Genomic DNA, 23,027 nt, shown 5'->3' with positions numbered 1-23,027 from the left:
GGTTAGGGTTATCACGTGGGTCAGATTTAGATGGAAATCACACGGCCAAGTGGGTCACTTCTGGATGGAAATCAACACACATGTATCAGCACGTCCTCATAGCAAACATAGGCGAGTTCGGCGGCTCCACGGCGCAAGCGCCGTTTGACTCCGAACATCGAAGACTGATTGCCCATTCGCACGGTTCGGATCAGATCGCCTTTTCGGTCTTTGATGTTCGCATCGATGACTTTGGACCAAAGCTGGAAGCGGCGAACGAAGGGATACCTGTCCTGAAGACAGTTGTTCAGCGCATTGGCAAGACACCGCCGGCCGGACTCAAACGCTAGAAGTCGCGCTGTTTCCAGCGTGCCGGCTGCTGATAGCACGTGAACCTCGTTTTGCAGTTAGTATGACCTCTGCTGAAGTCAAGCCGATCAATTTGCGTAAGCGAGTCGAGTAGGCGCTTTCGCCTAAGATCTCGGTCACTTCCTCGCGCCCCGCGCGATGACCGCTCTTCATCGACTGCCGCGCCCACGGAACATCCCGCTAAGTTCGCTTCCGCCGCAAAGCGGACGCCGCTATCGAAAAAATGCGAATGAGGCTGGCACTCTCGCTGCCGAATCGCGCAATAATCCTTCAAGACCAGCCAAGTGCACTACCTGCAATTTGCATTGCGCAGGTCTCAGATGGTCTGGTGTACCCGAAGTTGTACCCATAGAGCCGGAACAGAGATTGAAAGCAAGTACTGGCGCAGGTTGCGAACGATTTTTCGATTCCGCCCCAGCCACCATCTTTTCATCCTCGGAAGTCCGGGGAATGCCCAAAAGCCCTCACGTGACAACACGTCAGGGCTTTTTTGTTGTCCAGGTGAATCCGGGACAAACCAACTCACTGCAGTCGGTCGAACAACGGATCGTCGGTGACCCGGAGCGGGGTGTGCCTGCCGAACTAAGATGTGCCCGGACAGCGCCACAGCACTTCGCTTACATGCCGACCGCACACTGCCCCAACAACCGATTCGGCCAACACCTGGCGAAGCAGTACGGCGTCGATGTCGTCCCGTCGCTCGTCGCTACGTCGCGCTGGGGGTCGGAGCTCGGCATTGCGCGCCTTCACTACGATCTCCCGCATCTTTTCGTCCTGCCGCCCTTGCCGGCCGAAGACGCTTTCGTGCTCAGCGTGGAAATCTCGTCGGGCGGCTCCCGGCGGATTCGCAGCGGCGGCACCGTGCTGCGGCTCGGCCCGCAGCGGGAAGGCGCTTTTCACATCACCGACCTGTCGGAATGCAACTCTGCCTATGTGTGCAGCCCGTTCCATTCGATGCTGTTCCACGTGCCGCGCGAAACCATCGACTCCTTCGCCGAGGAAATGGACGTACCCCGCGTGCGTGCACTGCGTTGCGACGCGGGCACGGTCGACACCGTGGTGGCGAGCCTCGGCCGCGCGATGCTGCCGGCATTGATGCAGCCCGGAGAGGCGAGCACCTTGTTCGTCGATCACCTCGCGCTGGCATTGAAGGCCCATGTGCTGCATGCCTACGGTGGCGCGGCGGGCGTGGCCCATGCCGACTCACGAGGCCTGGCGCCCTGGCAGGAGCGCCGTGCCAAGGCCTTCCTGATGGCGCACCTGGCCAGTGATGTATCACTCGCCGAGGTGGCGCGCGAGTGCGGGCTGTCGCGCAGCCATTTCAGCAAGGCCTTCAAGCAGACTTTCGGCCAGGCCCCGCACGCGTGGCTGGTGGCGCAGCGCGTCGATGCCGCGCGCGGCCTGCTGCGCCAGCCCGATCTTCCAATCGCGGAGATCGCCGCGACCTGCGGCTTTGCCGATCAGAGCCATCTGACGCGTGTGTTCTCCGCGCACATCGGGACTCCGCCGGCGCGCTGGCGTCGCCTGAACGCCGGCTGATCCGCGCGCCGCTTCCGGCTGCGGCTCAGGGCATCACGCCGAGCGTGGCAACAAGGCCGGCACCAACGGCCGATTCAGCTGCTTCACCCACCACTGCAGCGCCTGCCCCGTGGCACCCGTCTTCCACCCCAGCCAGAACGCCTCCGGCGCGCGCGGCTCCTCGGTCTGCAATTCAATCAGCGTGCCGCGCGCCAACTCGCCCTCGACGCAGGCGCGCGGCAGGAAGCCGTGGCCGAGCCCGGCCACCTGGCACGCGACCTTCGCGGTCATCGACGGCACCGCGATGCGCGGCTGGCCCGCCAGCAGGCCCACGGTGCGGTCCGACAAGGTACGCGCGCTGTCGCTCACCACGATGGCGTTGTGCTCCAGCAGGTCGCCTCGCCGCACCGGGCGCATCACACGCGCCAGCGCATGCGTAGGGGCGACGCAGAAAGCGAAATCGAGACTGCCCACCATCACGGCCTGGTAGCCACCGCCCGCCGGACCTTCGCCTGCGGCAATGACCACGTCGGCGCGGCCCTCGCGCAGCGCCTCCCAACTGCCGGTGAGCGCCTCGCAGCCGATGCGCAGCCGCGTGCCGCAGCGCAGCTCTTCGAAGGCGCGGACGTCGTCGATGAGCGACTGCGTGGGAATGAGCGAGTCGTGCACGAGCCGCAGCTCTGACTCGAAGCCGGTGGCGATCTGGCGCATGCGCGATTCGAGGTCGCTCGCCGCGCCGAGCAGCCAGCGCCCCTCCTTGAGCATCTCGCGGCCCGCGTCCGTGAGCGCGATGCGCGGCCCGTTGCGCTCGAACAGCTGCATGCCCAGTTGCTCCTCCAGCTTGCCCACGGCGTACGAGATGGTGGAAGGCACCTTGTTCAGGCGCGTGGCGGCGGCGGCGAAGGAGCCGTGGCGGTCGATCGCATCGACCACCTCGATGGCTTCCAGGCTGAGCTTGAGCATGCGGCGTTTCCTTCAAAAAAATGGCGCCCGGATCAATGATCGAAAAATTCGATGATAGATGGCAAAAACGTTCGTCAACAAGACCTTCTTGAAGGTCGATGATTCATCCCATGCCTCGGAAACTCCTCCGATGCCAATTATGAATTCAATCGAATTCAAGAACCGCAAAGGAATGAACCATGTTGGAAATTCGCAGTGCCGCCGACCGCGGAATCGCAGACTTCGGATGGCTGAAGTCCCGCCACACCTTCTCGTTCGGCCATTACCACGACCCGAAGCAGGAAGGCTTCTCCGACCTGCTGGTGATCAACGACGACCGCGTGACCCCTGGCCGCGGCTTCGGCACCCATCCGCACCGCGACATGGAGATCTTCTCGTACGTGCTCGACGGCGCGCTCGAGCACAAGGACTCGATGGGCACCGGCTCGGTCATCCGCCCCGGCGACGTGCAGATGATGAGCGCCGGCACCGGCGTGCGCCACAGCGAGTTCAATTCGTCGTCCACCGAGGCGCTGCATTTCCTGCAGATCTGGATCGTGCCGGCCAAGAAGGGCGTGCCGCCGCGCTACCAGCAGGTGCACTTCGCACCGGAAGAAAAGCGCGGCCGCCTGCGCCTGATCATTTCGCCCGAAGGCACCGACGGCTCGCTCGCGGTGCACCAGGACGCCCGCGTCTACGCAGGGCTGTTCGACGGCGCCGAGCAGGCCTCGCTCACGCTCGATGCCGACCGTTACGCCTATGTCCATGTGGCTCGCGGCAGCGTGGCGCTCAACGGCCAGCGCCTGAACGAGGGCGACGGTGTGCGGCTGCGCGACGTGCGCCAGCTCGACCTGGCCCAGGGTGAGGGCGCCGAAGTGCTGGTGTTCGACCTTCGCCCCAACGAGCTGCCTGCGTTCTGAGCCACGCGACGGCAAATGTCCAAACCGCCTCATTAATCGACAAGACACGCACCCTCGCTCCCAACGAGGATTGCTTCACGGGTTAACCCCAGTTTTTTCTCTCGCCGATCTCTCATCCCATCCCATTCACGGAGTTATTTCATGTCCATCAAAGCCACCCCCACCGCCGGCGCCAAGCTGCTCACCCCCAAGGACCACACGCTCGTCATGATCGACTTCCAGTCGCAGATGGCCTTCGCCACGCACTCGATCGACGCGGTCAATTTGCGCAACAACGCTGCGCTGGTGGCCAACGCGGCCGCAGGCTTCGGTGTGTCGACCATCCTCACGACGGTGGCCGAGAAGAGTTTTTCGGGCCCGATGTTCAGCGAGATCACCGACGCCTTCCCGGGCCAGAAGATGCTCGACCGTACCTCGATGAACACCTGGGAAGATGCCGCCGTGATCGACCGCATCAACGAGATCGGCAAGAAGCGCATCGTGCTGTCCGGCCTGTGGACCGGCGTGTGCATCGTCGGCCCGGCGCTGTCGGCGCTGGACCAGGGCTTCGAGGTGTACGTGATCGCCGACGCCTGCGGCGACGTGTCCGCCGAGGCGCACAACCGCGCGATGGACCGCATGGTGCAGGCCGGCGCGCAGCCTATGACCTCGCTGCAATACCTGCTCGAGCTGCAACGCGACTGGGCTCGCACCGACACCTACGAGCTGACCACCGGCATCGCCAAGAAGTTCGGCGGCGCCTACGGCCTGGGCGTGACCTACGCCAAGACCATGTTCGGCGCGCACGAAGGCTGAATCCCGCGGTGAGCACGAAGATGAAGCCCTATGTCCTGTCGCTTGCGCTCGGCCTGCTGGTCGGCGTGATCTACGCACTGTTCCAGGTGCGCTCGCCGGCCCCGCCGGTCATCGCCCTGGTGGGGCTTCTCGGGATCCTGCTCGGCGAGCAGATCCCGCCGCTCATCAAGAGCGTGATCAAGCCCGATACCGTGGCCACCTCGTGGCTGCAGCACCAGGTCGCGCCGCATGTGTTCGGCGAGTTGCCGCAGCGCGCGAAGGCCGAGCCCGCTGCCGCAGCCGCCGCCGTATCGACCACACACAAAGAGTCATGAGCGATCTGTTCGACGAACAACGCCGCCGCCTATGCCTGGGCACACTCGGTGCCGCCATTGCCGGCTCGGCAATGACCCCCTCTCATGCCCAAAGGAAGTCTGACATGGCCAGTTCCTCCGCCCCCGATCTGATCCTGCATAACGGCCGCTTCACCACGCTGGACCGCGCCAACCCCGAGGCCAGCGCCGTGGCCATCAAGGACGGCCGCTTCCTGCGGGTCGGTCGCAGCGAAGACGTGCTGCCGCTGGCCGGCACCGGCACCCGCGTGGTCGACCTGCAGGGCAAGCGCGTGCTGCCGGGGTTGATCGACAACCACCTGCACATCATTCGTGGCGGGCTCAACTACAACCTCGAACTGCGCTGGGACGGCGTGCGCAGCCTGGCCGATGCCATGGGCATGCTCAAGCGCCAGGTCGCCATCACGCCGGCGCCCCAGTGGGTGCGCGTGGTGGGCGGCTTCACCGAGCACCAGTTCGCCGAGAAGCGCCTGCCGACCATCGAGGAACTGAACGCCGTGGCGCCCGACACGCCGGTGTTCATCCTGCACCTGTACGACCGCGCGCTGCTCAACGGCGCCGCCATGCGCGCCGTGGGCTACACCAAGGACACACCCGCACCGCCCGGCGGCGAGATCGTGCGCGACAGCGCCGGCAACCCGACCGGCCTGCTGCTGGCCAAGCCCAACGCGTCCATCCTGTATGCCACGCTGGCCAAGGGCCCGAAGCTGCCGTTCGACTACCAGGTGAACTCCACGCGCCACTTCATGCGCGAGCTCAACCGCCTGGGCGTGACCGGCGCCATCGACGCGGGCGGCGGCTTCCAGAACTACCCCGAGGACTACCAGGTGATCCAGCAGCTGGCCGATGCCGGCCAGCTCACCATCCGCCTGGCCTACAACCTGTTCACGCAGAAGCCCAAGCAGGAGAAGCAGGACTTCCTGAACTGGACCGCCACCTCCAAATACAAGCAGGGCGACGACTACTTCCGCCACAACGGCGCGGGCGAAATGCTGGTGTTCTCGGCCGCCGACTTCGAGGACTTCCGCCAGCCGCGCCCCGACATGGCGCCTGAGATGGAAGGCGAGCTGGAAGAAGTGGTGCGCGTGCTCGCGCAGAACCGCTGGCCCTGGCGCCTGCACGCCACCTACGACGAAACCATCGACCGCGCGCTCGACGTGTTCGAGAAGGTCAACCGCGACACGCCGCTGGCCGGCCTGAACTGGTTCTTCGATCACTGCGAAACCATCTCCGAGAAGTCGATCGACCGCATCGCGGCGCTCGGCGGCGGCATTGCCGTGCAGCACCGCATGGCCTACCAGGGCGAGTACTTCGTCGAGCGCTACGGTGCCGGCGCGGCCGAGGCCACGCCGCCCGTGAAGCGCATGCTCGAGAAGGGCGTGAACGTGTCCGCCGGCACCGACGCCACGCGCGTCGCGTCGTACAACCCGTGGGTGTCGCTGTCGTGGCTCGTCACCGGCAAGACCGTGGGCGGCATGCAGCTCACGCCGCAGCGCAACTGCATCGACCGCGAGACGGCGCTGCGCATGTGGACCGAGAAGGTCACCTGGTTCTCCAACGAGGTCGGCAAGAAGGGCCGCATCGAGGCCGGCCAGCTGGCCGACCTGATGGTGCCCGACCGCGACTTCTTCGCCTGCGCCGAATCGGACATCGCCGGCACCACCGCGCTGCTCACCATGGTGGGCGGCAAGGTGGTCTACGGCGCCGGTCCGTTCGCGCCGCTGGACGAAGGCACGCCGCCGCCGGCCATGCCCGACTGGTCGCCCGCGCGCACCTTCGGCGGCTACGCGGGCTGGGGCGACAAGGAAGGGCGCCCCTTGCAGCAGACGATCCGTCGCATGGCGGCGGATTGCGCCTGCGCCAACGACTGCAACGTGCACGGCCACCAGCACGCCACGGCCTGGAGCAGCAAGCTGCCCATTGCCGATCTGAAGAGTTTCTGGGGCGCGCTGGGCTGCGCCTGCTGGGCGGTGTGATGAAGACGATGCACTGGCAACCTTCACCCGTGCTGCGCTGGATCGCGCTGCTGCTGCTGTGCGCGGCCTACCTGCAGGGTGGTTTCAACAAGGCGATGGACTTCGGCTCGGCCATCGCCGAGATGAACCACTTCGGCGTGTCACCCGCGGCACCGATGGCGGCCGCCGTCATCGTGCTGGAGCTGGGCGCCTCGGTGCTCATCCTCACGGGCTTCTATCGTTGGCTGGGTGCCGTGGTGCTGGCTGCGTTCACACTGTTCGCCACCTTCGTGGCGCTGCGCTTCTGGCAGATGCCGGTGGGCCAGGAACGCTTCATGGCCGCCAACTCGTTCTTCGAACACCTTGGACTGGTTGGCGGCTTCCTGCTGGTGGCGTGGCACGACCTGCAGGGACGCAAGAATGACTGAGGCCGTCAAAGCCGCGCAGCCAGCCGGTGGCGGCGGTGGCAGCTTCGCGCCGCTGCGCCAGCCCGTCTTCGCCGTGCTGTGGACCGCCACCGTGCTCGGCAACATCGGCAGCTTCATGCGCGACGTGGCGAGTTCATGGCTGGTGACCGACCTGTCGGCCAGCCCGACGGCCGTGGCGCTGATCCAGACCGCGGCCACGCTGCCGATCTTCCTGCTGGCCATTCCGGCGGGCGTGCTGTCGGACATCCTCGATCGCCGGCGCTTCCTGATCTTCGTGCAGCTGGTGCTGGCCAGCGTGAGCAGTACGTTGCTGGTGCTGTCGCACACAGGCGCGCTCACCGTCGAGTACCTGATTGCGCTGACCTTCGTCGGCGGCGTCGGCGCGGCGCTGATGGGGCCGACCTGGCAGTCGATCGTGCCGGAGCTGGTGCCCAGATCCGACCTGAAGGGCGCGGTGGCGCTGAACTCGCTGGGCATCAACATCGCGCGTTCCATCGGCCCTGCGGCGGGCGGCCTGATCCTCGCGAGCTTCGGTGCGGCCCTGACCTACGGCGCCGACGTGCTGAGCTACGTGTTCGTCATTGCCGCGCTGATCTGGTGGAAGCGCCCGGCCGCGGTCGACAGCGGCCTGTCGGAGAACTTCCTCGGCGCCTTCCGTGCCGGCCTGCGCTACACGCGCGCCAGCAAGGAACTGCACCGCGTGCTGTTGCGCGCGGCCGTGTTCTTCCTGTTCGCAAGTTCGGTGTGGGCATTGCTGCCGCTGGTGGCACGCCAGATGCTGGGCGGCACCGCCGGCTTCTACGGCGTGCTGCTGGGCGCCGTTGGCGCGGGCGCCATTGCCGGTGCGCTGGTCATGCCGCGGCTGCGCCAGCGGCTCGATGCCGACGGCCTCGTGCTGCTGGCCTCGGTGATTACCGCCGCCGTGATGGGCGCGCTCGTGTTCGCACCGCCGAAGTGGCTGGCCATCGTGCTGCTGTTGCTGCTGGGCCTGGGCTGGATCATTGCGCTGACCACGCTCAACGGCGTGGCGCAGGCCATCCTGCCGAACTGGGTGCGCGGCCGCGGGCTGGCGGTGTACCTCACCGTGTTCAACGGCGCCATGGCGGCCGGCAGCCTCGGCTGGGGCCTGGTTGCACAGGAAATTGGCGTGCCCTACACGCTGGTGGCCGGCGCCATCGGCCTGGTGATCGTGGCCGTGCTGTTCCACCGTGCGCGGCTGCCCACGGGCGAGTCGGACCTGCAGGCTTCCAACCATTGGCCCGAACCGCTGGTGGCCGAGCCCATTGCGCACGACCGTGGCCCGGTGATGATCCAGGTCGAGTACCGCATCCGCAAGGAAGACCGCCCGGCCTTCCTCGACGCGATGAAGCGCCTCTCGCTGGAGCGCCGCCGCGATGGGGCGTACGCATGGGGCATCACCGAGCACACCGGTGACACCGAGCGCGTGATGGAGTGGTTCCTCGTCGAATCGTGGGCCGAGCACCTGCGCCAGCACCACCGCGTTTCGCACGCCGACGCCGACTTGCAGAGCGAGGCCGTGCGCTTTCACATCGGGCCGGACAAGCCCGCGGTGCATCACTTTCTTTCTCTCTGACGACAGATGAATTTCGCCGACAACCCGGGCGTACCAAGGAAAAACATGGCTACTTCAAAATCCACCAAGGCCGCCAAGGCCCTGGCCAGCAGCACCAAGGCGCGCCGCGTCGCGTCGCTGCACACCCCGAGCGACCTGGGCGCCGACGCCACGCGCGACATTTCCGCGGCGCTCAATGTGCTGCTGGCCGACGTGTTCGCGCTGTACTTCAAGACGAAGAACTTCCACTGGCACATGTCGGGCCCCTCGTTCCGCGACTACCACCTGCTGCTGGACGAGCAGGCCGACCAGATCTTCGCCACGGTCGACCCCATTGCCGAGCGCGTGCGCAAGGTGGGCGGCACCACGCTGCGCTCCACCGGCCACGCCGCGCGGCTGCAGCGCCTGTCGGACAACGACGCCGACTTCGTGACCCCCATCGGCATGCTGGCCGAGCTGCGCGAGGACAACCAGCGCCTGGCCGGCTTCATGCGCGGCACGCACGCAGTGTGCGACGAGTACGGCGACGTGGCCACGGCCAGCGTGCTGGAGAACTGGATCGACGAGGCCGAGCAGCGCACGTGGTTCCTGTTCGAGTCCGTACGCCAAGGCTGAGCGCACCCGCCTTCCTGCATCTTTTTTCCCCCTTCACACCATTCCGAAAAGGAAGACCATGACCACACTCACCCTGCGCGACGGCACCGAGCTCTACTACAAGGACTGGGGCTCGGGCCAGCCCATCCTGTTCAGCCACGGCTGGCCGCTGAGCGCCGACATGTGGGACGCGCAGATGCTGTTCTTCGCGGAGCGCGGCTACCGCACGATCGCGTTCGACCGCCGCGGCTTCGGCCGTTCGAGCCAGCCCTGGACCGGCTACGACTACGACACCTTCGCCGACGACATCGCCGAGCTGATCGAGAAACTCGACCTGAAGGACGTGATCCTCGCGGGCTTTTCCATGGGCGGCGGCGACGTCACGCGCTACATCGCGCGCAAGGGCAGCTCACGCGTCGCCAAGCTCGCGCTCATCAGCGCCGTGACGCCGCTGTTCATGAAGACGGCCGACCATCCCGGCGGGCCCGATGCGTCGCTGTTCGCCAGCATCCGCGCCGGCCTGGCTGCCGATCGGCCGCAGTTCCTGGACGACTTCAGCACGCTGTTCTACGGCACCAACCGCCCGGGCGCCAAGGTGTCCCAGGGCGTGTTCAAGCAGACGCTGCAGATCGCGCTGCAGGCCTCCATCAAGGCCACCATCGACTGCGTGACGGCCTTCTCCGAAACCGATTTCCGCCCCGACATGGCGAAGATCGACGTGCCCACGCTCGTGATCCACGGCGACGACGACCAGGTCGTGCCCATCGAGGCCACGGGCAAGCTGGCGGCCGAGATGATCAAGGGCAGCCAGTTCAAGGCGTACGCCGGCGCGCCGCATGCCACCTGCAACACGCACGCCGACCAGGTGAATGCCGACCTGCTGGCTTTCATCAAGGGCTGATGCTGCCGCCGCCCCGGCAGGGCGCCTGTAGCGACCTGCCGGACGGTGCTTCATGCGCGCCCGGCACATCAAGAATTTCTCATGACCACTTCTCCTTCTTCCATCCAGGTCCGCGACAACCCCGCAAAGCACCGCTTCGAATACGCGGCTCAGGGTGAGCGTGCCGTCGCAATCTATTCGCTCGAAGGCAACGTCATCACCTTCATCCACACGCTGGTGCCCGAAGCCCTGCAAGGCCAGGGCATCGCGAAGCAGCTGGTGCTGGCCGGCCTCGCTTCGGCGCGTGAGCGCGGGCTGCGCGTGGTGCCGCAGTGCCCCGTGTTCAACGCCTACATGCGGTCTCACCCCGAGACGCACGACCTGCTGGCCGACGAAGGCCGCAAGCTGCTCGGCCTCTGAGAAAGGCACCGCGCATGACCGCCGACGACCGCCAACCCGGGTTGCGCACCGCCACGCTGGACGAGATTGCCGGGCGCGTGCTGCCGGGTGCCGAAACCGTCACCGCCGTCATCCAGCAGACGGTGAAGCGCGAGTCCGTGGCCGCCTACGAGCAATGGCTGAAGAAGGTGGTGCCCATCGCCTCGCGCTTTCCCGGGCACCGCGGCGTCAACATCATCCACCCGGCCGGCGGCGGCCTGCAGTACACCATCGCCATCCGCTTCGATTCGCTCGCGCATGCGCAGGACTGGTTTGCCTCCGTCGCGCGCCGCCAGCTGGTGGAAGAGGTGGCGCCGTTCCTCGACGCCGACGAGAAGGTGGAAACGCGCAGCGGGCTCGAGTTCTGGTTCCATCCGCCCGCAGGGCAGCCGCCGGCCAAGCGCTACAAGCAGTTCCTGTTGACGCTGTCGGTGATCTATCCGCTGACCATGCTGGTGCCGGCGGTGCTGCACCGTCTGCTGGCCTCGGTGCCCGTGCTGTCCGGCTACTGGCTGGCGCACTTGTTGGCCGCGGCGACCATCGTCGGGCTGATGGTGTACCTCGTCATGCCGAGGTACACGCGCCTGATGGCGCGCTGGCTCTACAGGTGAGGCGCAGCTGACGCCGGCGCAGGATCGCCTTCGTGCGTACTGCGCTGGAGCATCACGGCGCAGGCTGCCAGCACCGGCGGCACGGCAAAGCACCATACGTTCCACTGCAGGTAGATGAGCGCCGCCGCCGCGCAGCCGGCGGCGAACCAGACCACCGCGGCCGACATGCGCCGCATGCGCGCGCGGGCGGCGGCCGCTTCTTCGGGCGCCTGCTTGCCGCGCATCAGGTCGGCGAGATCGACCATGACCTGCGTCGTCGTGCCGGTCATCAGCGTGGTCGGCGGTGCGCTGCCCAGGTGGATGCGGTGCACCGCGTTCTGGATCGCCATGGCCGACACCAGCACCAGGCCCGTGAGCATCGCGCTTGCGCTGTCGCCATCGGCGAAGGGGCCGAAGCGGATGGCCAGGATGGCGCCCGCCAGCAGCAGCGCGGCTTTGAGCACCAGCATCGTGCGCAGCACCGGCAGGCCGAAGCCGGGAAGGCCATAGCTCAACAACCGTGCGAGCACGACCACGATGCAGAACACCGGCAGCGCAAGCAGCTTGGTGATCGTGCCCGAGGTGCCATGCACCAGCGCCGCGCCGATGGTGACGAAGTTGCCGGTGACGTGCGCGGTGAACAGGCCATGCAGCGCCAGGAAGCCGGCGGTGTCGACGAAGCCGCCGTTGAGGCTCATGAGCTGCGGCAGGGAGGGTTTCATGGTGGTTCCTTCGATGGGGATCCCATGGTGCGCGCGGCGGCGCGCGCCGTCTTGCAGGGTTGGACGCGGCTTTGCATATTCGGACGCATTCCGTATCGGCGTCCGCATTCGGATCCTTTCACATGCCGATTCGGATCTCTCTGCGCCAGGCGCCTGGCGGCTTGCCGGTGTACTGGGAAAAGACGCGTGTGAAGTGGCTCTGGTCCGCAAAGCCGCAGGCCGTCGCAATCTCCACCAGCGGTCGTTCGAAGTCCATCAGCAGCGCTTGCGCACGTTCGATCCGCTGCGCGATCAGCCATTGGTGCGGCGTCTGTCCGGTGGTCTCGCGGAAGGCGTGGATGAAATAGCTGCGCGACAGGTTGCAGGCGTCGGCGATCTCGGCAATCGAGATGCCGCCATTCATCTTGCTGCGCAGCATCTCCTTGACCCGCGCCTCGTGCGAACGCGAAAGCAGCCGGTTCGTCCGGGGCCCGGTTGCCGTGGCTCCGCGGCCGTAGTTGTCGACCAGGTAGCTCGTCATCGCGACGCCGATCTGGTCGATGAACAGCTGGCTGACCTCGGCAGGGCGTTCCAGCGCAGGGGTCAGCGCGCTCGCGAGGTGGGCGAGCACGTCGTCCCTGGCGCCCGCAACCTCGACGAGGCCGCCGACGCGAGGCCCCTGCTTTTCGTCGATGGCGCGTTCCAGGGCCGGATGCGAGATCTCGAGCAGCACGAAGTCGAAGCCGCTTTGCATGTCCGCGCGGTAGCGGTCGCAAAAATCACGGACATAGATCGAGCCCTTGCCGAAGTCATGGCACGACGCATGGTGCTCATGGAGGATTCGCCTGCGGTGGCCGTCGCGCAACGAGATGCCGAGCAGCACTCCGCGCGCGCTTGCGGCTGTTTCCACGTAGTGGAGCTCATTGGCGTTCACGGTCTTGCGGTAGATCCGCAAGCCGTTGGCCGACAGTGCCTGGTCTTTCTGGAGATGACCGACCGTGCATCCCAGCATGTCTTTTGGCGTGGGCCCTGCCGCCGGCTGGGGGAGGCCACTTCGTGCCTCGAGGAGACCGCTTTCAGCGCGCATGGATGGAAGAGAGCGGAGATTGAATTAGCCGAGTATCCGATCGGCGACGCTGCGGCCGATCACAGATGGGAATTTTGCACACTTTCCTGGTGAAGTTTCGTTCGGAATCGAGCGAGAACGCGAATTTTCAGGTAGTGCAGCGGCGGCACCCGTTTTTGGACAATGACCGTACGATGAAAAAAGCGGCCTTGTCAGGCCGCCCGGAAGAGGTGCAGGAGCAGATCGCCTTGTCGCTCACGAGCCGGCCAATTGCTTGCCGTCGTTCCCCGGCTCGGTTCGCGGCCGGCCGGCATCGACCATCTGCGCAGACGCAGACCGGCCGTGATTGATCAGAAGAACCGCAACCATGCCGATCACGGCCGGAATCGCGATCGCCATGAAGTTCTGCTGCAGCGGCAGGTTCATGCCCACGAGCACGCCGATCAGGATGGGAGCCAGGATCGCGCCGCTGCGCCCGATTCCCAGTGCCCACCCGAGACCCGTGGCGCGCACTGCCATCGGATAGAACTGGCCGGTGTATGCGTTGGCCACGATCTGCGTGCCGATGGTCGACGCACCGGCCAGGCCGATGAGGACGAACAGCACCGGCGTCGGCATCTTGTAGCCAAGCAGCGTGAGCGAAATCGCGGCCAGCGCATACATGCCTGCCAGCACGTACTTGATGTGGAAGCGGTCCGCGAGCCAGCCGCCGCCGATTGCACCGACCATCGCGCCCGCGTTGAGCACCAGCACGAACGTCAATGCCGAACCGAGGCTGTAGCCCGCACCGGCCATGAGTTTCGTCAGCCATGAACTCAGCGCGAACACCATGAAAAGGCACATGAAGAATGCGAGCCAGAACATGACGGTGCTGAAGCCGCGGCCCTCCTGGAAGAGATGCCTGATCGGTGCGCCGGCAGCCCGGTCGGCGGGCGGCACGACGAAGCGGTCGGTTGCCAGCGGCTTGTAGCCCGGGTCGAGCCTGGAGGCGATCTTCTTCAGCTCTTCGGTTCGTCCCCGGGCCAGCAGGAACGGCATCGATTCCGGCATGTACTTCAGGATGAAGGGGATCAGAACCAGCGGCATGCCCGCCGCGAAGAACACCGACTGCCAGCCGTAGGTTTCGATCAGGCCCTTGCCGAGCAGCGCGGCGATGATCCCGCCGACCGCATAGCCGCTGAACATCAGCGTGACGAGGGTCGCGCGCATCTTCTTCGGCGAGTATTCGGTCATCTGCGCAACGACGTTCGGCATGACCCCGCCGATGCCCAGCCCCGCGAGGAAGCGGACCACGCCGAAGGTGACGGGGTCCCTGGCGAACCCGGCTGCCGCGGTGAACACGCTGAACAGGCCCACGCAGATGACGATGGCCCATCGACGGCCGATCCTGTCGGCGATGGTGCCGAGAAAGATGGCGCCGAACATCATGCCGAAGAGTGCCGAACTGACCATGAAGCCGGCGTTGGTGGGCTGGACGCCCATGTTCGCCATGATCGAAGGCAGCGCGATGCCGACCACGGAGAGGTCGTAGCCATCGAACACGATGATCAGGGCGCACCAGAACAGCACGAGCCCGTGGAAGCGGTTGAAGCGGGTTTCGTCGGCCAGCTTGTGAAGGTCGATCTGACGCATGACTCGTGTCTCCGAGTTGATGGAAAAAGGGGTGCGTCAGCGCCTTGTCGGCGGGCGAACGTTGACGGCGTTCGCATGGTGGATTGCGGGTGCGCGAAGGTCCAACGCATTTTCAGGATGTTCTCTATGAAGCCTGGAAATGTTGGGGCGGGTCTACCCACAAGCTGCCCTTCATGCGAAATCCAGATGTGCGCCATCACCGAATTTCGTTCGACGCTGCAGCGAGGCTTTCGTAAATTGACCCGCAAGGCAAGCGCCGCTGTTGGCGCTGTCGTGAATCAACAGCTGCGGACCGCGCCCGCAAAAAAAGGAAACAGCCATGCAAGGAAAGATCGGCCTCGAGGAACACTTTGCGCTTCCCGAGACGCTGCAGGACTCGGCCGGCTTCGTGCCTGGGGATTACTGGAAGGAACTCAGCAGCCGTCTCATCGACATCCATGAAGGGCGCTTGCGCCAGATGGACGAAAACGGCATGGAGATGATGATTCTTTCGCTCAACGCGCCCGCCGTGCAGGCGGTTCCCGATCCGGTCAAGGCCTATGAACTCTCTGTCCGCGCCAACGATTTCCTGGCGGAGCAGGTCGCGAAGCGGCCCGACCGCTTCCAGGCATTCGCCGCCTTGCCGATGCAGGACCCCGACAAGGCGACCGAGGAGCTCGAGCGCTGCATGACCGTGCTTGGTTTCCGTGGCGCGCTGGTCAACGGGTTCTCGCAGGTCGGCACGGCCGACAACGCCGTCTACTACGACGCGCCGCAGTACGCGTCCTTCTGGGCCGCGGCGGAGCGGCTCGATGCGCCGTTCTATCTGCATCCGCGCAACCCGCTCGCGAGCTGGGCCCAGATCTACGAAGGCCACCCGTGGCTGCTCGGGCCCACGTGGGCCTTTGCACAGGAAACCGCCGTCCATGCCCTGCGCCTCATGGCCAGCGGCCTCTTCGACCGGCATCCCGGCCTGAAGATCATCCTTGGCCATCTCGGCGAAGGCCTCCCATACAACATGTGGCGGGTCGACCACCGCAATGCCTGGGTCAAGGCGCCCAAAGGCTATCCCGCCAAGCGCAAGCTTTGCGAGTACTTCCACGAGAACTTCTATCTCACGACGTCCGGCAACTTCCGCACCCAGACGCTGATCGACGCGATGCTGGAAGTCGGTTCGGACCGGATCCTGTTCTCGACCGACTGGCCCTTCGAGAACGTGGACCACGCATCGAACTGGTTCGACGGTACGAGCATCAGCGAAGCCGACCGGCTGAAGATCGGCCGCACGAACGCACTGTCGCTGTTCAAGCTGAAGCAATCCTGAGGTGCCGGCGCGGCGAGAAGACCAGATGATCGACATCGACGAATGGACCATCACCGGCGCAACGCTGAAGGCGCAGGGCGGAACAGCCAGCGCGCGCCTGAAGACGGTGATGGACAGCCTTGTGCGCCATCTGCACGATTTCGCGCGAGAGGTGCAGCTCACCGAAGCCGAATGGTCCCGCGGCATCGACTTCCTCACGCGCGTCGGCAGGATCACCGATGACAAGCGCCAGGAGTTCATCCTGCTGTCGGATGTGCTCGGGCTTTCGACGCTCGTTACCGCGCAGTGCAACCGGCGTCCGACGGGCTGCACGGAGGCGACCGTCTTCGGTCCCTTCTATGTCTCCGACGCACCGAAGTACCAGAACGGCGACGACATCTCCAACGGCGCGCACGGCATGCCCTGCTTCGTCCGGGGCAGCGTGCGGGGCATCCAGGGCGAGCGCATCGCCGATGCGCGGATCGACGTCTGGCAGTCCGACGACGAAGGCTTCTACGACGTCCAGCGCCCCGAACTGAGCAGTGCCCAGGGCCGTGGCCAGCTGAGCACGCGCGAGGACGGCCGCTTCGATTTCAGGTCCATCCTGGCCGTGCCGTATCCCATCCCCCACGACGGCCCCGTGGGGCAGCTGCTGGAGCAACTCGGCCGCCATCCCTGGCGTCCTGCCCACCTGCACTTCATGATCCAGGCGCCGGGGTACGAGACGCTCATCACCCACGTGTTCCGCTCGGGCGGCACGTACCTGGATTCCGATGCCGTGTTCGGCGTGCGCTCCTCGCTCATCGCCGACTGGAAGCGCCATGAGCCCGGCGTCGCGCCGGACGGAACGCGCATGGACGAACCCTTCTACACGCTCGACCACGACTTCGTGCTGAACAAGGCGCCACGGGATTGAAGGCATGGAAATCAAGCACATCGTCATGTGGCGCGTCGCCGGAGCCTCGGCCGCGGAACGAAGCGCGAACTGCATCGCGGTGCGCGATGCATTCGAAGGGCTGCGCGGCCGCATCCCGGGGCTCCTGGAGCTGGAAGTCGGAATCGATGTGAGCCGCATCGACTACGCCTGCGACGTGGTGCTCTGCACGCGCTTTCGCGATGCGCGCAGCCTCGAAGACTATGCGACCCATCCCGAGCACCTTCGCGTGAAGCGCGAACTCGGCAGCATCCGCACCGAGCGCCATCAGGTCGACTACGCCTGCTTGCCGGCGCCCTGATGCCGCTGCGAGCGCTCATGGAACAGGCCGAATATCAGCTCGCGCAGCCAGCGGTTGCCGCTGTCCTGGTGAAATCGCTCGTGCCACTGCTGCCGGATCTCGAAGGGCACGACCTCGAACGGCGCATTGACGATGTGCAGGTCAGTGCGCGACGCCACCATCGCCTGGGCGAGGCGCGCCGGTGCCGTCAGCAGCAGTCCCGACGAGGCGACGATCGAAGACAGGCCCAGTGAATGGGCGGCCGTCAGCACCACGCGCCGCCGATCGAGCGCGCCGGCTCGTTCCAGTGTCTGCTGCAATTGAAAGTCGGTCGTTCCATGGGGGCGGTACGCGATGTGTTCGGCCGCAAGATACTCGTCGAGACCAATGCTGTCGCGCCCGCCCAGGGGCGAGGCCCTGGACGTGAGCACGACGAATGTCTCGTCGAACAGCCGCTGCTGGTAGAACGACGGCCCTATAGGCTCCCAGCTGCCCAGGGCGATGTCGATTTGCCCGTGGAGCATGCGCTGGCGCGCCTCGGCAATGGGCACATCGACGGTCTCGAATCGCACCCCTGGCGCTATGCCGCGCGCGACCAGGAGCAGCTCCGACATCATGACCAGCTGCCCGATGTCGTTGACGGCAATTCGAAACGTGCGCCCGGATGTCTGCGCCTCGAAGGTCCTGCCCTGGTCGACCGCCTGCATCAGGCAGGCGAGGCCCTCCTCGATCGGGGTGATGAGCCGCTCGGCGACCGGCGTCGGGACCATGCCGTCGGTCGAGCGCACGAACAGCGCGTCGTTGAAGCGCTCGCGCAGGCGCTTCAGGGCATTGCTCATCGCCGACTGGGTCATCCCGAGGCGCTCGCCCGCCAGCGTGACGCTGCGCGTGGCGTAGATCGCCTGGAACGCCAGGAAGAGGTTCAGGTCGATGGTGTTGATGTTCACCGCGGCATCACTCGTTGTCGAGCACTTCCAGGTTGTCGTAGACCATGCGAAGCATGTCCCTCAGCGACTCGGCCTGCGCGAAGCTCAGCCCTGACAACGACACCCGCTCGTAGAGCTGCGCCAGCGGAATGATCCGCAGCGCGAGGTCGCGCCCCGCGTCGGTCAGGCTCAGGGCGAGCGCGCGGGCGTCTTCGTCCGACCGGTCGCGCACCAGGATGCCGCGCTGCAGCAGCCCGTCGACCACCCGCGAAAGCGTGGAGGGCTCCGTCGAGGTGTGCAGCGCCAGGTCGGACAGCCGCTGATGCGCCGCGTGGTGCAGTGCGACGCACACCCGCCACTCGGTCAGCGAGAGGTTGAACTGCTTGAGCTCCCTGCTGAACGATTGCCCCATCCTTGTTCCTGCGCGCGCAAGCAGGTAGGGGATTGCGCGCTCCAGGTCGTGCTGGGGCAATTTATCTGTAGATGCATTCAATTCACGCGCCAATTCCGCCGACGGACCGGGCCGCTCGGAGGAAGGTAGCGAGGAGGGTTTTCTCTTTGCCATGGCCGATCTTACAAACAATCATCGGTGCCTTCATAGCGTTAATACCTAGGCTTATTTGATTGCATTTGCAAATGTTTTCTTCTCCAATCAAGGCTCCAACCCCGAGATTCATCCGACCCTTCCTGGAGACCCCATGACAGATGCCGCGAACCCGTTTGCCCAACTCAATCACGTCGACCTCCCGGCCCCCGGCAGAAAATCGCCCGTGAAAGACGCGCCTCCGATCGAATCGATAGTTGCATCCGCAAGCGAATTGGTGCCGCTGCTTCGTTCCCGAGCGCAGCGCACCGAGCAGGATCGACGCGTTTCCGACGAAACCACGCGTGCCTTCCACGATGCGGGCTTCTTCAAGCTGATGCAGCCGGCGCGCTATGGCGGCTTCGAGTACGGATTCACCGCCTTCATCGATGTGGTGAGCGAACTGGCGCGGGGCTGCACCTCGTCGGCGTGGGGCTGCTCGCTGGGAGCCATCCACCAGTGGCTCGTCGCGACCTTTCCCGAGGAGGCACAGGACGACGTGTGGCGCAAGGACCCCGGCGCGATCGTCTGCGGTTCGTACGCGCCCGCGACGATGGCCGAGAAGGTCGACGGCGGCTACCTCGTGCAAGGCAAGTGGCTCTTCGCGTCCAACGTGGACAACTCTCAGTGGGCCTTGCTGGGCGTGCAGTTCCCGCCCGAGGAAAAAGGCGCGCCGCCGACTGCGGGCTTCCTGCTCGCCCCTCGGTCGGACTGGTCGATCGAGGACAACTGGCACGTCGCCGGCCAGGCGGGCACGGGCTCGAAGGCGGTCGTCATCGACAAGCCCGCCTTCATCCCCGGGCATCGCAAGCTCACGTTCGCCGAGGCCTCCTCGAACTGCCCGCCCGGCGCCAGCGTCAATGCGAATCCGATCTACCGCATTCCCTTTCTCTCGGCGGTGCCGGTCTGCCTCGTGTCGCCCATCCTCGGCACCGCTCAGGGCGCGGTCGACGAGCTGATCGAGCTGGCCGGCTCGCGCGTCACCCGCGGCGCGGTGGCCGGCGCAGGCAGCAGGCTGAGCGAGTTCTTCCCTGTGCAGTCCCGCCTGGCCGAGGCGTCGGCAAGCGTCGATGCGGCGCGGCTGCTGCTCTACCGCGACACCGCGCAGGTGGAGCAGATGGCGCTCGACGGCCATGTCATCAGCGTCGAGCAGCGCATCCGCAATCGCCGCGACCATGCCTTCGCCGCGCGCCTGTCGCGCGATGCCGTCGAGGCGGTTTTCGCCAGCGTGGGAGGCGCGGGCCTGTCGCTGAACCAGCCGATCCAGCGGATGTGGCGCGACGCCAATGCCATCTCGCGCCACATCAGCCTCAACTGGGACGCGGTCTCCTCCATGGTGGGGCAGTACCTGCTCGGCCTCGAGCCGAAGGGCCAGTACTGATCGAGGCACCGGCCATGTATTCCTGGGCTCTGATCACGGGCGACGCCGCCGAAACGGCCGATGCCCGCCAACTCCGGCAGGCGCTCGGCGCGTTTCCCACGGGGGTGTGCCTCGTGACGACCACCACGCCGGACGGCAAGCGCGAGGGGATGACGATCAACTCCTTCTCGTCGGTGTCGCTGGACCCGCCGCTGATCCTGTGGAGCATCCGCGACGACACGCGCAGCGCCGACGCGTTTCTTGCGGCGCGCTCCTTCAACCTCAGCGTCCTGGCTGCCGAGCAGCGCGACCTGGCCTGGCATTTCGCCAAGCCTGCGGCGGACAAGTTCGAGCGCTTCGGCGAAGCCTTCGCCCTTGCATCCAACGGATGCGCGCGATTGACGCGCAGCGTCGCGACATTCGAATGCTCGACGTATTCGCGCCACCAGGAGGGGGACCACACGATCATCCTCGGTCGCGTGGATCGCTTCTCGCGCACCGACACGCCGCCCTTGCTCTTTCATTCGGGGCAGATGGGCTCGCTGTGGGAGCTTGCGGAAACGCTGGCGAGGCCGCAGTAGCGTTGCGCGTGCGGCGGCGTGCCGAGGCGGCAGCGCCAGCTGCCTCAGCTGGCCGTGGCGCGCCGCAGCGCTGCGCGTGCCAGCAGGCGCGTCGAGTCGAGCGTCGGCAGCGCGGAGTTGCCGTCGCTCAGCACCAGCGGCAGCTCGGTGCAGCCCAGCGCCACGGCATCGCAGCCGCGCGCCTTCAGGTTTTCGATCATCCGCTGCAGCGCGGCCGTGGATTCCGGCCGGAACACGCCGCACACCAGCTCGTCCATGATGATGCGGCCGAGCTCGGCGCGTTCGCCGGCATCCGGCCGCACGGCGTCCAGCCCGGCGGCCGACAGCGCCTGCGGGTAGACCTCGCTGTCGACCAGCCAGCGCGTGCCCAGCACCCCCACGCGGCGAAAGCCCCGCGACAGCGCCTGCGCCGCGACCACCTCGGCGATGTGCAGCCATGGCAGCGGCGAGCGCGGCAGCACCAGGTGCATCGCCTGGTGGATCGTGTTGTCGGGGCAGACCAGGAAATCCGCACCGGCCGCCGCCAGCTTGCCCGCCGAGGACAGCATCAGCTGCGCGACGCCGTCCAGGTCGCCGCGGTCGAGGCAGTCCACATACGCGGCGAGCGAGTGGGTATGCATCGACACCTCCGGGTGCGCGTGGGCCGCGCCAAGGTGCGAGGCGCCTTCAACGCAGAGCGTGCGGTAGCAGAGCGCGGCGCCTTCGGCCGAGCAACCGACCACACCGATATGCAATGGCATGACAACTTCTCCTGAACGGGTGAATGGAAGATCGGGCGCGTCCACGGCTGTAGCGTTCATCGCCTGTGCGATACCGCCATGCCGGCCTGGCGATCGAGCCGCAGCGTCATCAGCGTCGCGATGGCCATCAGCAGGCCGACCACGTACCAGGCATGGTGGAAGTCCGCGAGCTGCACGGCCGGCGCGCCGCGCAGCGCCTGCGATGCGCCGAGCACCATCGCGCCCAGCGCCACGCCGAGCGCGAGCGACACCTGCTGCAGCATCGTGCCGAGCGTGCTCGCGCCGGCGCGCGATTCGTCGGGCACGTCGGCAAAGGCCAGCGTGTTGACCGCGGTGAAGTTCATCGAGCGCGCCATGCCCGCCGCGACGAGCAGCACGCACACCCACGGCAGCGGGTCGCCCGGCGACAGCAGCCCGCAGCCGAACAGCGTGGCGGCGCAGATCGCGCCGTTCACCGTCAGCACCCTGCGAAAGCCGAAGCGCCGCAGCACCGCCGTGGTGGCGCTCTTCATCACGAGGTTGCCGCCCATGTACACCAGCAGCATGGAGCCGGCCTGGAACGCGTTCATGCCGAAGCCGATCTGGAACATCAGCGGCAGCAGGAAGGGCGAGGCGTTGATCGCGACACGCGAGACGAAGCCGGCCGTCGCGGTGGCCAGCGCATAGGTCGGCACCGCCAGCGCGCGCAGGTCGAGCAGGGGCGCCGCCGTCCGCCGCGCATGACGCACCGCGGCGGCAGCCGCCACGGCGCCCAGGGCCAGCAGGCCGAGGGTGGTGGGCGAGCCCGGCTGCGGCCCGCCCAGGCGCGTGAGGCCTTCGACCAGCGCGGCCAGCGCGATGGCGGTGAGCACGAAGCCGGCCGCATCGAAGCGCGCCGGAGCCGCGTCGGTGCGGCGCGGAAACAGCCGCATGATCAGCCACAGCCCCGCGAGGCCCAGCGGCACGTTCAGCAGGAAGATCCAGCGCCACGATGCATGCGTGACGATGAGCCCGCCCAGCGGCGGGCCGATCACCGGCGCGATGAGCCCCGGCCAGGTGATGGTGCCGATGGCCTCGATCAGCCGGTGCTTCGGCGTCTCGCGCAGCACCACGAGCCGGCCCACCGGCGACATGAAGGCCGCCGCCGCGCCCTGCAGCACGCGCGCCGCGACGAACACCTCGAAGGTGGGCGCGAGCCCGCAGGCGAGCGAGGCCGAGGTGAAGGCGCCGACCGCGAGCGCGAACACCCGCCGCGCCCCGAAGCGCCCGGCGCACCAGCCCGCCGCCGGCACCAGCGCCGCCATCGCGATCAGGTAGACGGTGACGCCCAGGCTCGCGTCGAGCGCGCCCATGCCGAAGCCGGCGCCGATGGCCGGCAGCGCGGTGACGATGATGGTGGCGTCCAGCGTCTCCATGAAGAAGGCGGCCGCCACGGTGAGCGCGATGCGCTTCGAGGCGCCGTCCGTGGCCGCTGGCGGCTGCGCGGTGTCGTTCATGGAACCGAGTCTGACACCGTCCCGGGCCTAGGGTTTTCCCCGAGATGTCGATCCGGCAGATCGGACGGGCCCTGCCTGCGCCATCCGGATCGTCGGCGGGGCGCCGTTCGACCGTTCGTGAAAAGGTCCATCAAATCAAGGACTTGGCGCGCAG

24 protein-coding genes and 1 pseudogene are annotated in these 23,027 nt (G+C 66.5%); 17 read left to right on the top strand and 8 right to left on the bottom strand.

Features of this window, described 5'->3' with window-relative positions; genetic code table 11:
• Positions 1–329, top strand: a pseudogene (locus ACCD11_RS09135) (hypothetical protein); the annotation flags it as partial.
• Positions 330–816: 487 nt separating this feature from the next.
• The gene (locus tag ACCD11_RS09130) at positions 817–1,887 is read left to right on the top strand and encodes a helix-turn-helix domain-containing protein (RefSeq protein ID WP_413313609.1); all 1,071 of its coding nucleotides are present in this window, start codon (positions 817–819) and stop codon (positions 1,885–1,887) included.
• A gap of 33 nt (positions 1,888–1,920) precedes the next feature.
• Here the strand turns inward: ACCD11_RS09130 and ACCD11_RS09125 are convergent, their stop codons facing one another.
• Positions 1,921–2,829, bottom strand: a complete 909-nt coding sequence (locus ACCD11_RS09125; RefSeq protein WP_007831090.1) for a LysR family transcriptional regulator — start codon at positions 2,827–2,829, stop codon at positions 1,921–1,923.
• A gap of 179 nt (positions 2,830–3,008) precedes the next feature.
• Between ACCD11_RS09125 and ACCD11_RS09120 the strand changes: the two genes are divergently transcribed.
• From ACCD11_RS09120 to ACCD11_RS09075, 10 genes are all read left to right on the top strand, one after another.
• On the top strand, positions 3,009–3,728 hold the full coding sequence (locus ACCD11_RS09120) for a pirin family protein (RefSeq protein WP_413313608.1): 720 nt from the start codon (positions 3,009–3,011) through the stop codon (positions 3,726–3,728).
• Between the two features lie 141 nt (positions 3,729–3,869).
• Positions 3,870–4,523, top strand: coding sequence for a hydrolase (locus ACCD11_RS09115; protein ID WP_007831100.1), 654 nt, complete (start codon positions 3,870–3,872; stop codon positions 4,521–4,523).
• A 20-nt stretch (positions 4,524–4,543) separates the two neighbouring features.
• Complete coding sequence (locus ACCD11_RS09110; RefSeq protein ID WP_413313613.1) at positions 4,544–4,837, top strand: DUF1427 family protein; 294 nt, start codon at positions 4,544–4,546, stop codon at positions 4,835–4,837.
• 104 nt (positions 4,838–4,941) lie between these two features.
• Entirely contained in the window at positions 4,942–6,831 is a 1,890-nt protein-coding gene (locus ACCD11_RS09105; protein ID WP_007831105.1) for an amidohydrolase, read from the top strand.
• Entirely contained in the window at positions 6,831–7,238 is a 408-nt protein-coding gene (locus ACCD11_RS09100) for a DoxX family protein (protein ID WP_413313607.1), read from the top strand. The genes ACCD11_RS09105 and ACCD11_RS09100 overlap by 1 nt, the downstream gene beginning before the upstream one ends.
• Positions 7,231–8,832, top strand: a complete 1,602-nt coding sequence (locus tag ACCD11_RS09095; protein ID WP_413313606.1) for an MFS transporter — start codon at positions 7,231–7,233, stop codon at positions 8,830–8,832. Before ACCD11_RS09100 ends, ACCD11_RS09095 begins: the two co-directional genes overlap by 8 nt.
• A 45-nt stretch (positions 8,833–8,877) precedes the next feature.
• A complete protein-coding gene (locus tag ACCD11_RS09090) occupies positions 8,878–9,426 on the top strand; it encodes a Dps family protein (RefSeq protein ID WP_007831109.1) in 549 nt (182 codons plus the stop codon).
• Positions 9,427–9,484: 58 nt separating this feature from the next.
• Positions 9,485–10,306, top strand: a complete 822-nt coding sequence (locus ACCD11_RS09085) for an alpha/beta fold hydrolase (protein ID WP_007831111.1) — start codon at positions 9,485–9,487, stop codon at positions 10,304–10,306.
• An 81-nt stretch (positions 10,307–10,387) separates the two neighbouring features.
• Positions 10,388–10,705, top strand: a complete 318-nt coding sequence (locus ACCD11_RS09080) for a GNAT family N-acetyltransferase (RefSeq protein ID WP_007831113.1) — start codon at positions 10,388–10,390, stop codon at positions 10,703–10,705.
• A 14-nt stretch (positions 10,706–10,719) separates the two neighbouring features.
• The gene (locus ACCD11_RS09075) at positions 10,720–11,334 is read left to right on the top strand and encodes an antibiotic biosynthesis monooxygenase (protein ID WP_413313605.1); all 615 of its coding nucleotides are present in this window, start codon (positions 10,720–10,722) and stop codon (positions 11,332–11,334) included.
• Here the strand turns inward: ACCD11_RS09075 and ACCD11_RS09070 are convergent.
• The 3 genes from ACCD11_RS09070 to ACCD11_RS09060 all read right to left on the bottom strand — a co-directional run bounded on the left by ACCD11_RS09070 (position 11,325) and on the right by ACCD11_RS09060 (position 14,712).
• The gene (locus ACCD11_RS09070) at positions 11,325–12,035 is read right to left on the bottom strand and encodes a DUF1275 family protein (RefSeq protein ID WP_007831116.1); all 711 of its coding nucleotides are present in this window, start codon (positions 12,033–12,035) and stop codon (positions 11,325–11,327) included. The two genes, ACCD11_RS09075 and ACCD11_RS09070, sit on opposite strands and share 10 nt — an antisense overlap.
• Before the next feature lie 118 nt (positions 12,036–12,153).
• Positions 12,154–13,101, bottom strand: a complete 948-nt coding sequence (locus tag ACCD11_RS09065; protein WP_413313604.1) for a helix-turn-helix domain-containing protein — start codon at positions 13,099–13,101, stop codon at positions 12,154–12,156.
• A gap of 234 nt (positions 13,102–13,335) precedes the next feature.
• Positions 13,336–14,712 carry an MFS transporter gene (locus tag ACCD11_RS09060; protein ID WP_007831118.1) on the bottom strand — a complete coding sequence of 459 codons (1,377 nt, stop codon included), beginning with the start codon at positions 14,710–14,712 and terminating at the stop codon, positions 13,336–13,338.
• A gap of 319 nt (positions 14,713–15,031) precedes the next feature.
• Here ACCD11_RS09060 and ACCD11_RS09055 point away from each other — a divergent pair, with 319 nt between their 5' ends.
• The 3 genes from ACCD11_RS09055 to ACCD11_RS09045 are packed head-to-tail and all read left to right on the top strand — an operon-like array spanning position 15,032 to position 17,229.
• Positions 15,032–16,015, top strand: coding sequence for an amidohydrolase family protein (locus ACCD11_RS09055; protein ID WP_413313603.1), 984 nt, complete (start codon positions 15,032–15,034; stop codon positions 16,013–16,015).
• A gap of 25 nt (positions 16,016–16,040) precedes the next feature.
• Complete coding sequence (locus ACCD11_RS09050) at positions 16,041–16,910, top strand: intradiol ring-cleavage dioxygenase (protein ID WP_413313602.1); 870 nt, start codon at positions 16,041–16,043, stop codon at positions 16,908–16,910.
• Positions 16,911–16,914: 4 nt separating this feature from the next.
• Positions 16,915–17,229, top strand: a complete 315-nt coding sequence (locus tag ACCD11_RS09045) for a Dabb family protein (protein WP_413313601.1) — start codon at positions 16,915–16,917, stop codon at positions 17,227–17,229.
• Here the strand turns inward: ACCD11_RS09045 and ACCD11_RS09040 are convergent.
• The gene (locus ACCD11_RS09040) at positions 17,205–18,155 is read right to left on the bottom strand and encodes a LysR family transcriptional regulator (RefSeq protein ID WP_007831123.1); all 951 of its coding nucleotides are present in this window, start codon (positions 18,153–18,155) and stop codon (positions 17,205–17,207) included. The genes ACCD11_RS09045 and ACCD11_RS09040 overlap by 25 nt on opposite strands.
• Before the next feature lie 7 nt (positions 18,156–18,162).
• Positions 18,163–18,546: a MarR family winged helix-turn-helix transcriptional regulator gene (locus ACCD11_RS09035; RefSeq protein WP_007831124.1), complete on the bottom strand. Its 384-nt coding sequence runs from the start codon at positions 18,544–18,546 to the stop codon at positions 18,163–18,165.
• 286 nt (positions 18,547–18,832) lie between these two features.
• Between ACCD11_RS09035 and ACCD11_RS09030 the strand changes: the two genes are divergently transcribed.
• Positions 18,833–20,098, top strand: a complete 1,266-nt coding sequence (locus ACCD11_RS09030) for an acyl-CoA dehydrogenase family protein (protein ID WP_007831126.1) — start codon at positions 18,833–18,835, stop codon at positions 20,096–20,098.
• 14 nt (positions 20,099–20,112) lie between these two features.
• The gene (locus ACCD11_RS09025; RefSeq protein WP_007831128.1) at positions 20,113–20,658 is read left to right on the top strand and encodes a flavin reductase family protein; all 546 of its coding nucleotides are present in this window, start codon (positions 20,113–20,115) and stop codon (positions 20,656–20,658) included.
• A gap of 44 nt (positions 20,659–20,702) precedes the next feature.
• Here the strand turns inward: ACCD11_RS09025 and ACCD11_RS09020 are convergent, their stop codons facing one another.
• Positions 20,703–21,398: an aspartate/glutamate racemase family protein gene (locus ACCD11_RS09020; RefSeq protein ID WP_007831130.1), complete on the bottom strand. Its 696-nt coding sequence runs from the start codon at positions 21,396–21,398 to the stop codon at positions 20,703–20,705.
• Positions 21,399–21,454: 56 nt separating this feature from the next.
• Entirely contained in the window at positions 21,455–22,873 is a 1,419-nt protein-coding gene (locus ACCD11_RS09015; RefSeq protein ID WP_413313599.1) for an MFS transporter, read from the bottom strand.
• Positions 22,874–23,027: the final 154 nt, after the last annotated feature.

The sequence above is a fragment of the Variovorax sp. Varisp36 genome (genome assembly GCF_047304235.1).
GTDB lineage: Bacteria > Pseudomonadota > Gammaproteobacteria > Burkholderiales > Burkholderiaceae_C > Variovorax.
This window is presented reverse-complemented; position numbering and strand designations above follow the sequence as displayed.

Excerpts from the sequence above, each read along its gene's own strand:
- ACCD11_RS09125 (WP_007831090.1), bottom strand. The coding sequence starts at position 2,829 with ATGCTCAAGCTCAGCCTGGAAGCCATCGAGGTGGTCGATGCGATCGAC.
- ACCD11_RS09120 (WP_413313608.1), top strand. The coding sequence starts at position 3,009 with ATGTTGGAAATTCGCAGTGCCGCCGACCGCGGAATCGCAGACTTCGGA.
- ACCD11_RS09115 (WP_007831100.1), top strand. The coding sequence starts at position 3,870 with ATGTCCATCAAAGCCACCCCCACCGCCGGCGCCAAGCTGCTCACCCCC.
- ACCD11_RS09110 (WP_413313613.1), top strand. The coding sequence starts at position 4,544 with ATGAAGCCCTATGTCCTGTCGCTTGCGCTCGGCCTGCTGGTCGGCGTG.
- ACCD11_RS09105 (WP_007831105.1), top strand. The coding sequence starts at position 4,942 with ATGGCCAGTTCCTCCGCCCCCGATCTGATCCTGCATAACGGCCGCTTC.
- ACCD11_RS09100 (WP_413313607.1), top strand. The coding sequence starts at position 6,831 with ATGAAGACGATGCACTGGCAACCTTCACCCGTGCTGCGCTGGATCGCG.
- ACCD11_RS09095 (WP_413313606.1), top strand. The coding sequence starts at position 7,231 with ATGACTGAGGCCGTCAAAGCCGCGCAGCCAGCCGGTGGCGGCGGTGGC.
- ACCD11_RS09090 (WP_007831109.1), top strand. The coding sequence starts at position 8,878 with ATGGCTACTTCAAAATCCACCAAGGCCGCCAAGGCCCTGGCCAGCAGC.
- ACCD11_RS09085 (WP_007831111.1), top strand. The coding sequence starts at position 9,485 with ATGACCACACTCACCCTGCGCGACGGCACCGAGCTCTACTACAAGGAC.
- ACCD11_RS09080 (WP_007831113.1), top strand. The coding sequence starts at position 10,388 with ATGACCACTTCTCCTTCTTCCATCCAGGTCCGCGACAACCCCGCAAAG.
- ACCD11_RS09075 (WP_413313605.1), top strand. The coding sequence starts at position 10,720 with ATGACCGCCGACGACCGCCAACCCGGGTTGCGCACCGCCACGCTGGAC.
- ACCD11_RS09070 (WP_007831116.1), bottom strand. The coding sequence starts at position 12,035 with ATGAAACCCTCCCTGCCGCAGCTCATGAGCCTCAACGGCGGCTTCGTC.
- ACCD11_RS09065 (WP_413313604.1), bottom strand. The coding sequence starts at position 13,101 with ATGCGCGCTGAAAGCGGTCTCCTCGAGGCACGAAGTGGCCTCCCCCAG.
- ACCD11_RS09060 (WP_007831118.1), bottom strand. The coding sequence starts at position 14,712 with ATGCGTCAGATCGACCTTCACAAGCTGGCCGACGAAACCCGCTTCAAC.
- ACCD11_RS09055 (WP_413313603.1), top strand. The coding sequence starts at position 15,032 with ATGCAAGGAAAGATCGGCCTCGAGGAACACTTTGCGCTTCCCGAGACG.
- ACCD11_RS09050 (WP_413313602.1), top strand. The coding sequence starts at position 16,041 with ATGATCGACATCGACGAATGGACCATCACCGGCGCAACGCTGAAGGCG.
- ACCD11_RS09045 (WP_413313601.1), top strand. The coding sequence starts at position 16,915 with ATGGAAATCAAGCACATCGTCATGTGGCGCGTCGCCGGAGCCTCGGCC.
- ACCD11_RS09035 (WP_007831124.1), bottom strand. The coding sequence starts at position 18,546 with ATGGGGCAATCGTTCAGCAGGGAGCTCAAGCAGTTCAACCTCTCGCTG.
- ACCD11_RS09030 (WP_007831126.1), top strand. The coding sequence starts at position 18,833 with ATGACAGATGCCGCGAACCCGTTTGCCCAACTCAATCACGTCGACCTC.
- ACCD11_RS09025 (WP_007831128.1), top strand. The coding sequence starts at position 20,113 with ATGTATTCCTGGGCTCTGATCACGGGCGACGCCGCCGAAACGGCCGAT.
- ACCD11_RS09020 (WP_007831130.1), bottom strand. The coding sequence starts at position 21,398 with ATGCCATTGCATATCGGTGTGGTCGGTTGCTCGGCCGAAGGCGCCGCG.
- ACCD11_RS09015 (WP_413313599.1), bottom strand. The coding sequence starts at position 22,873 with ATGAACGACACCGCGCAGCCGCCAGCGGCCACGGACGGCGCCTCGAAG.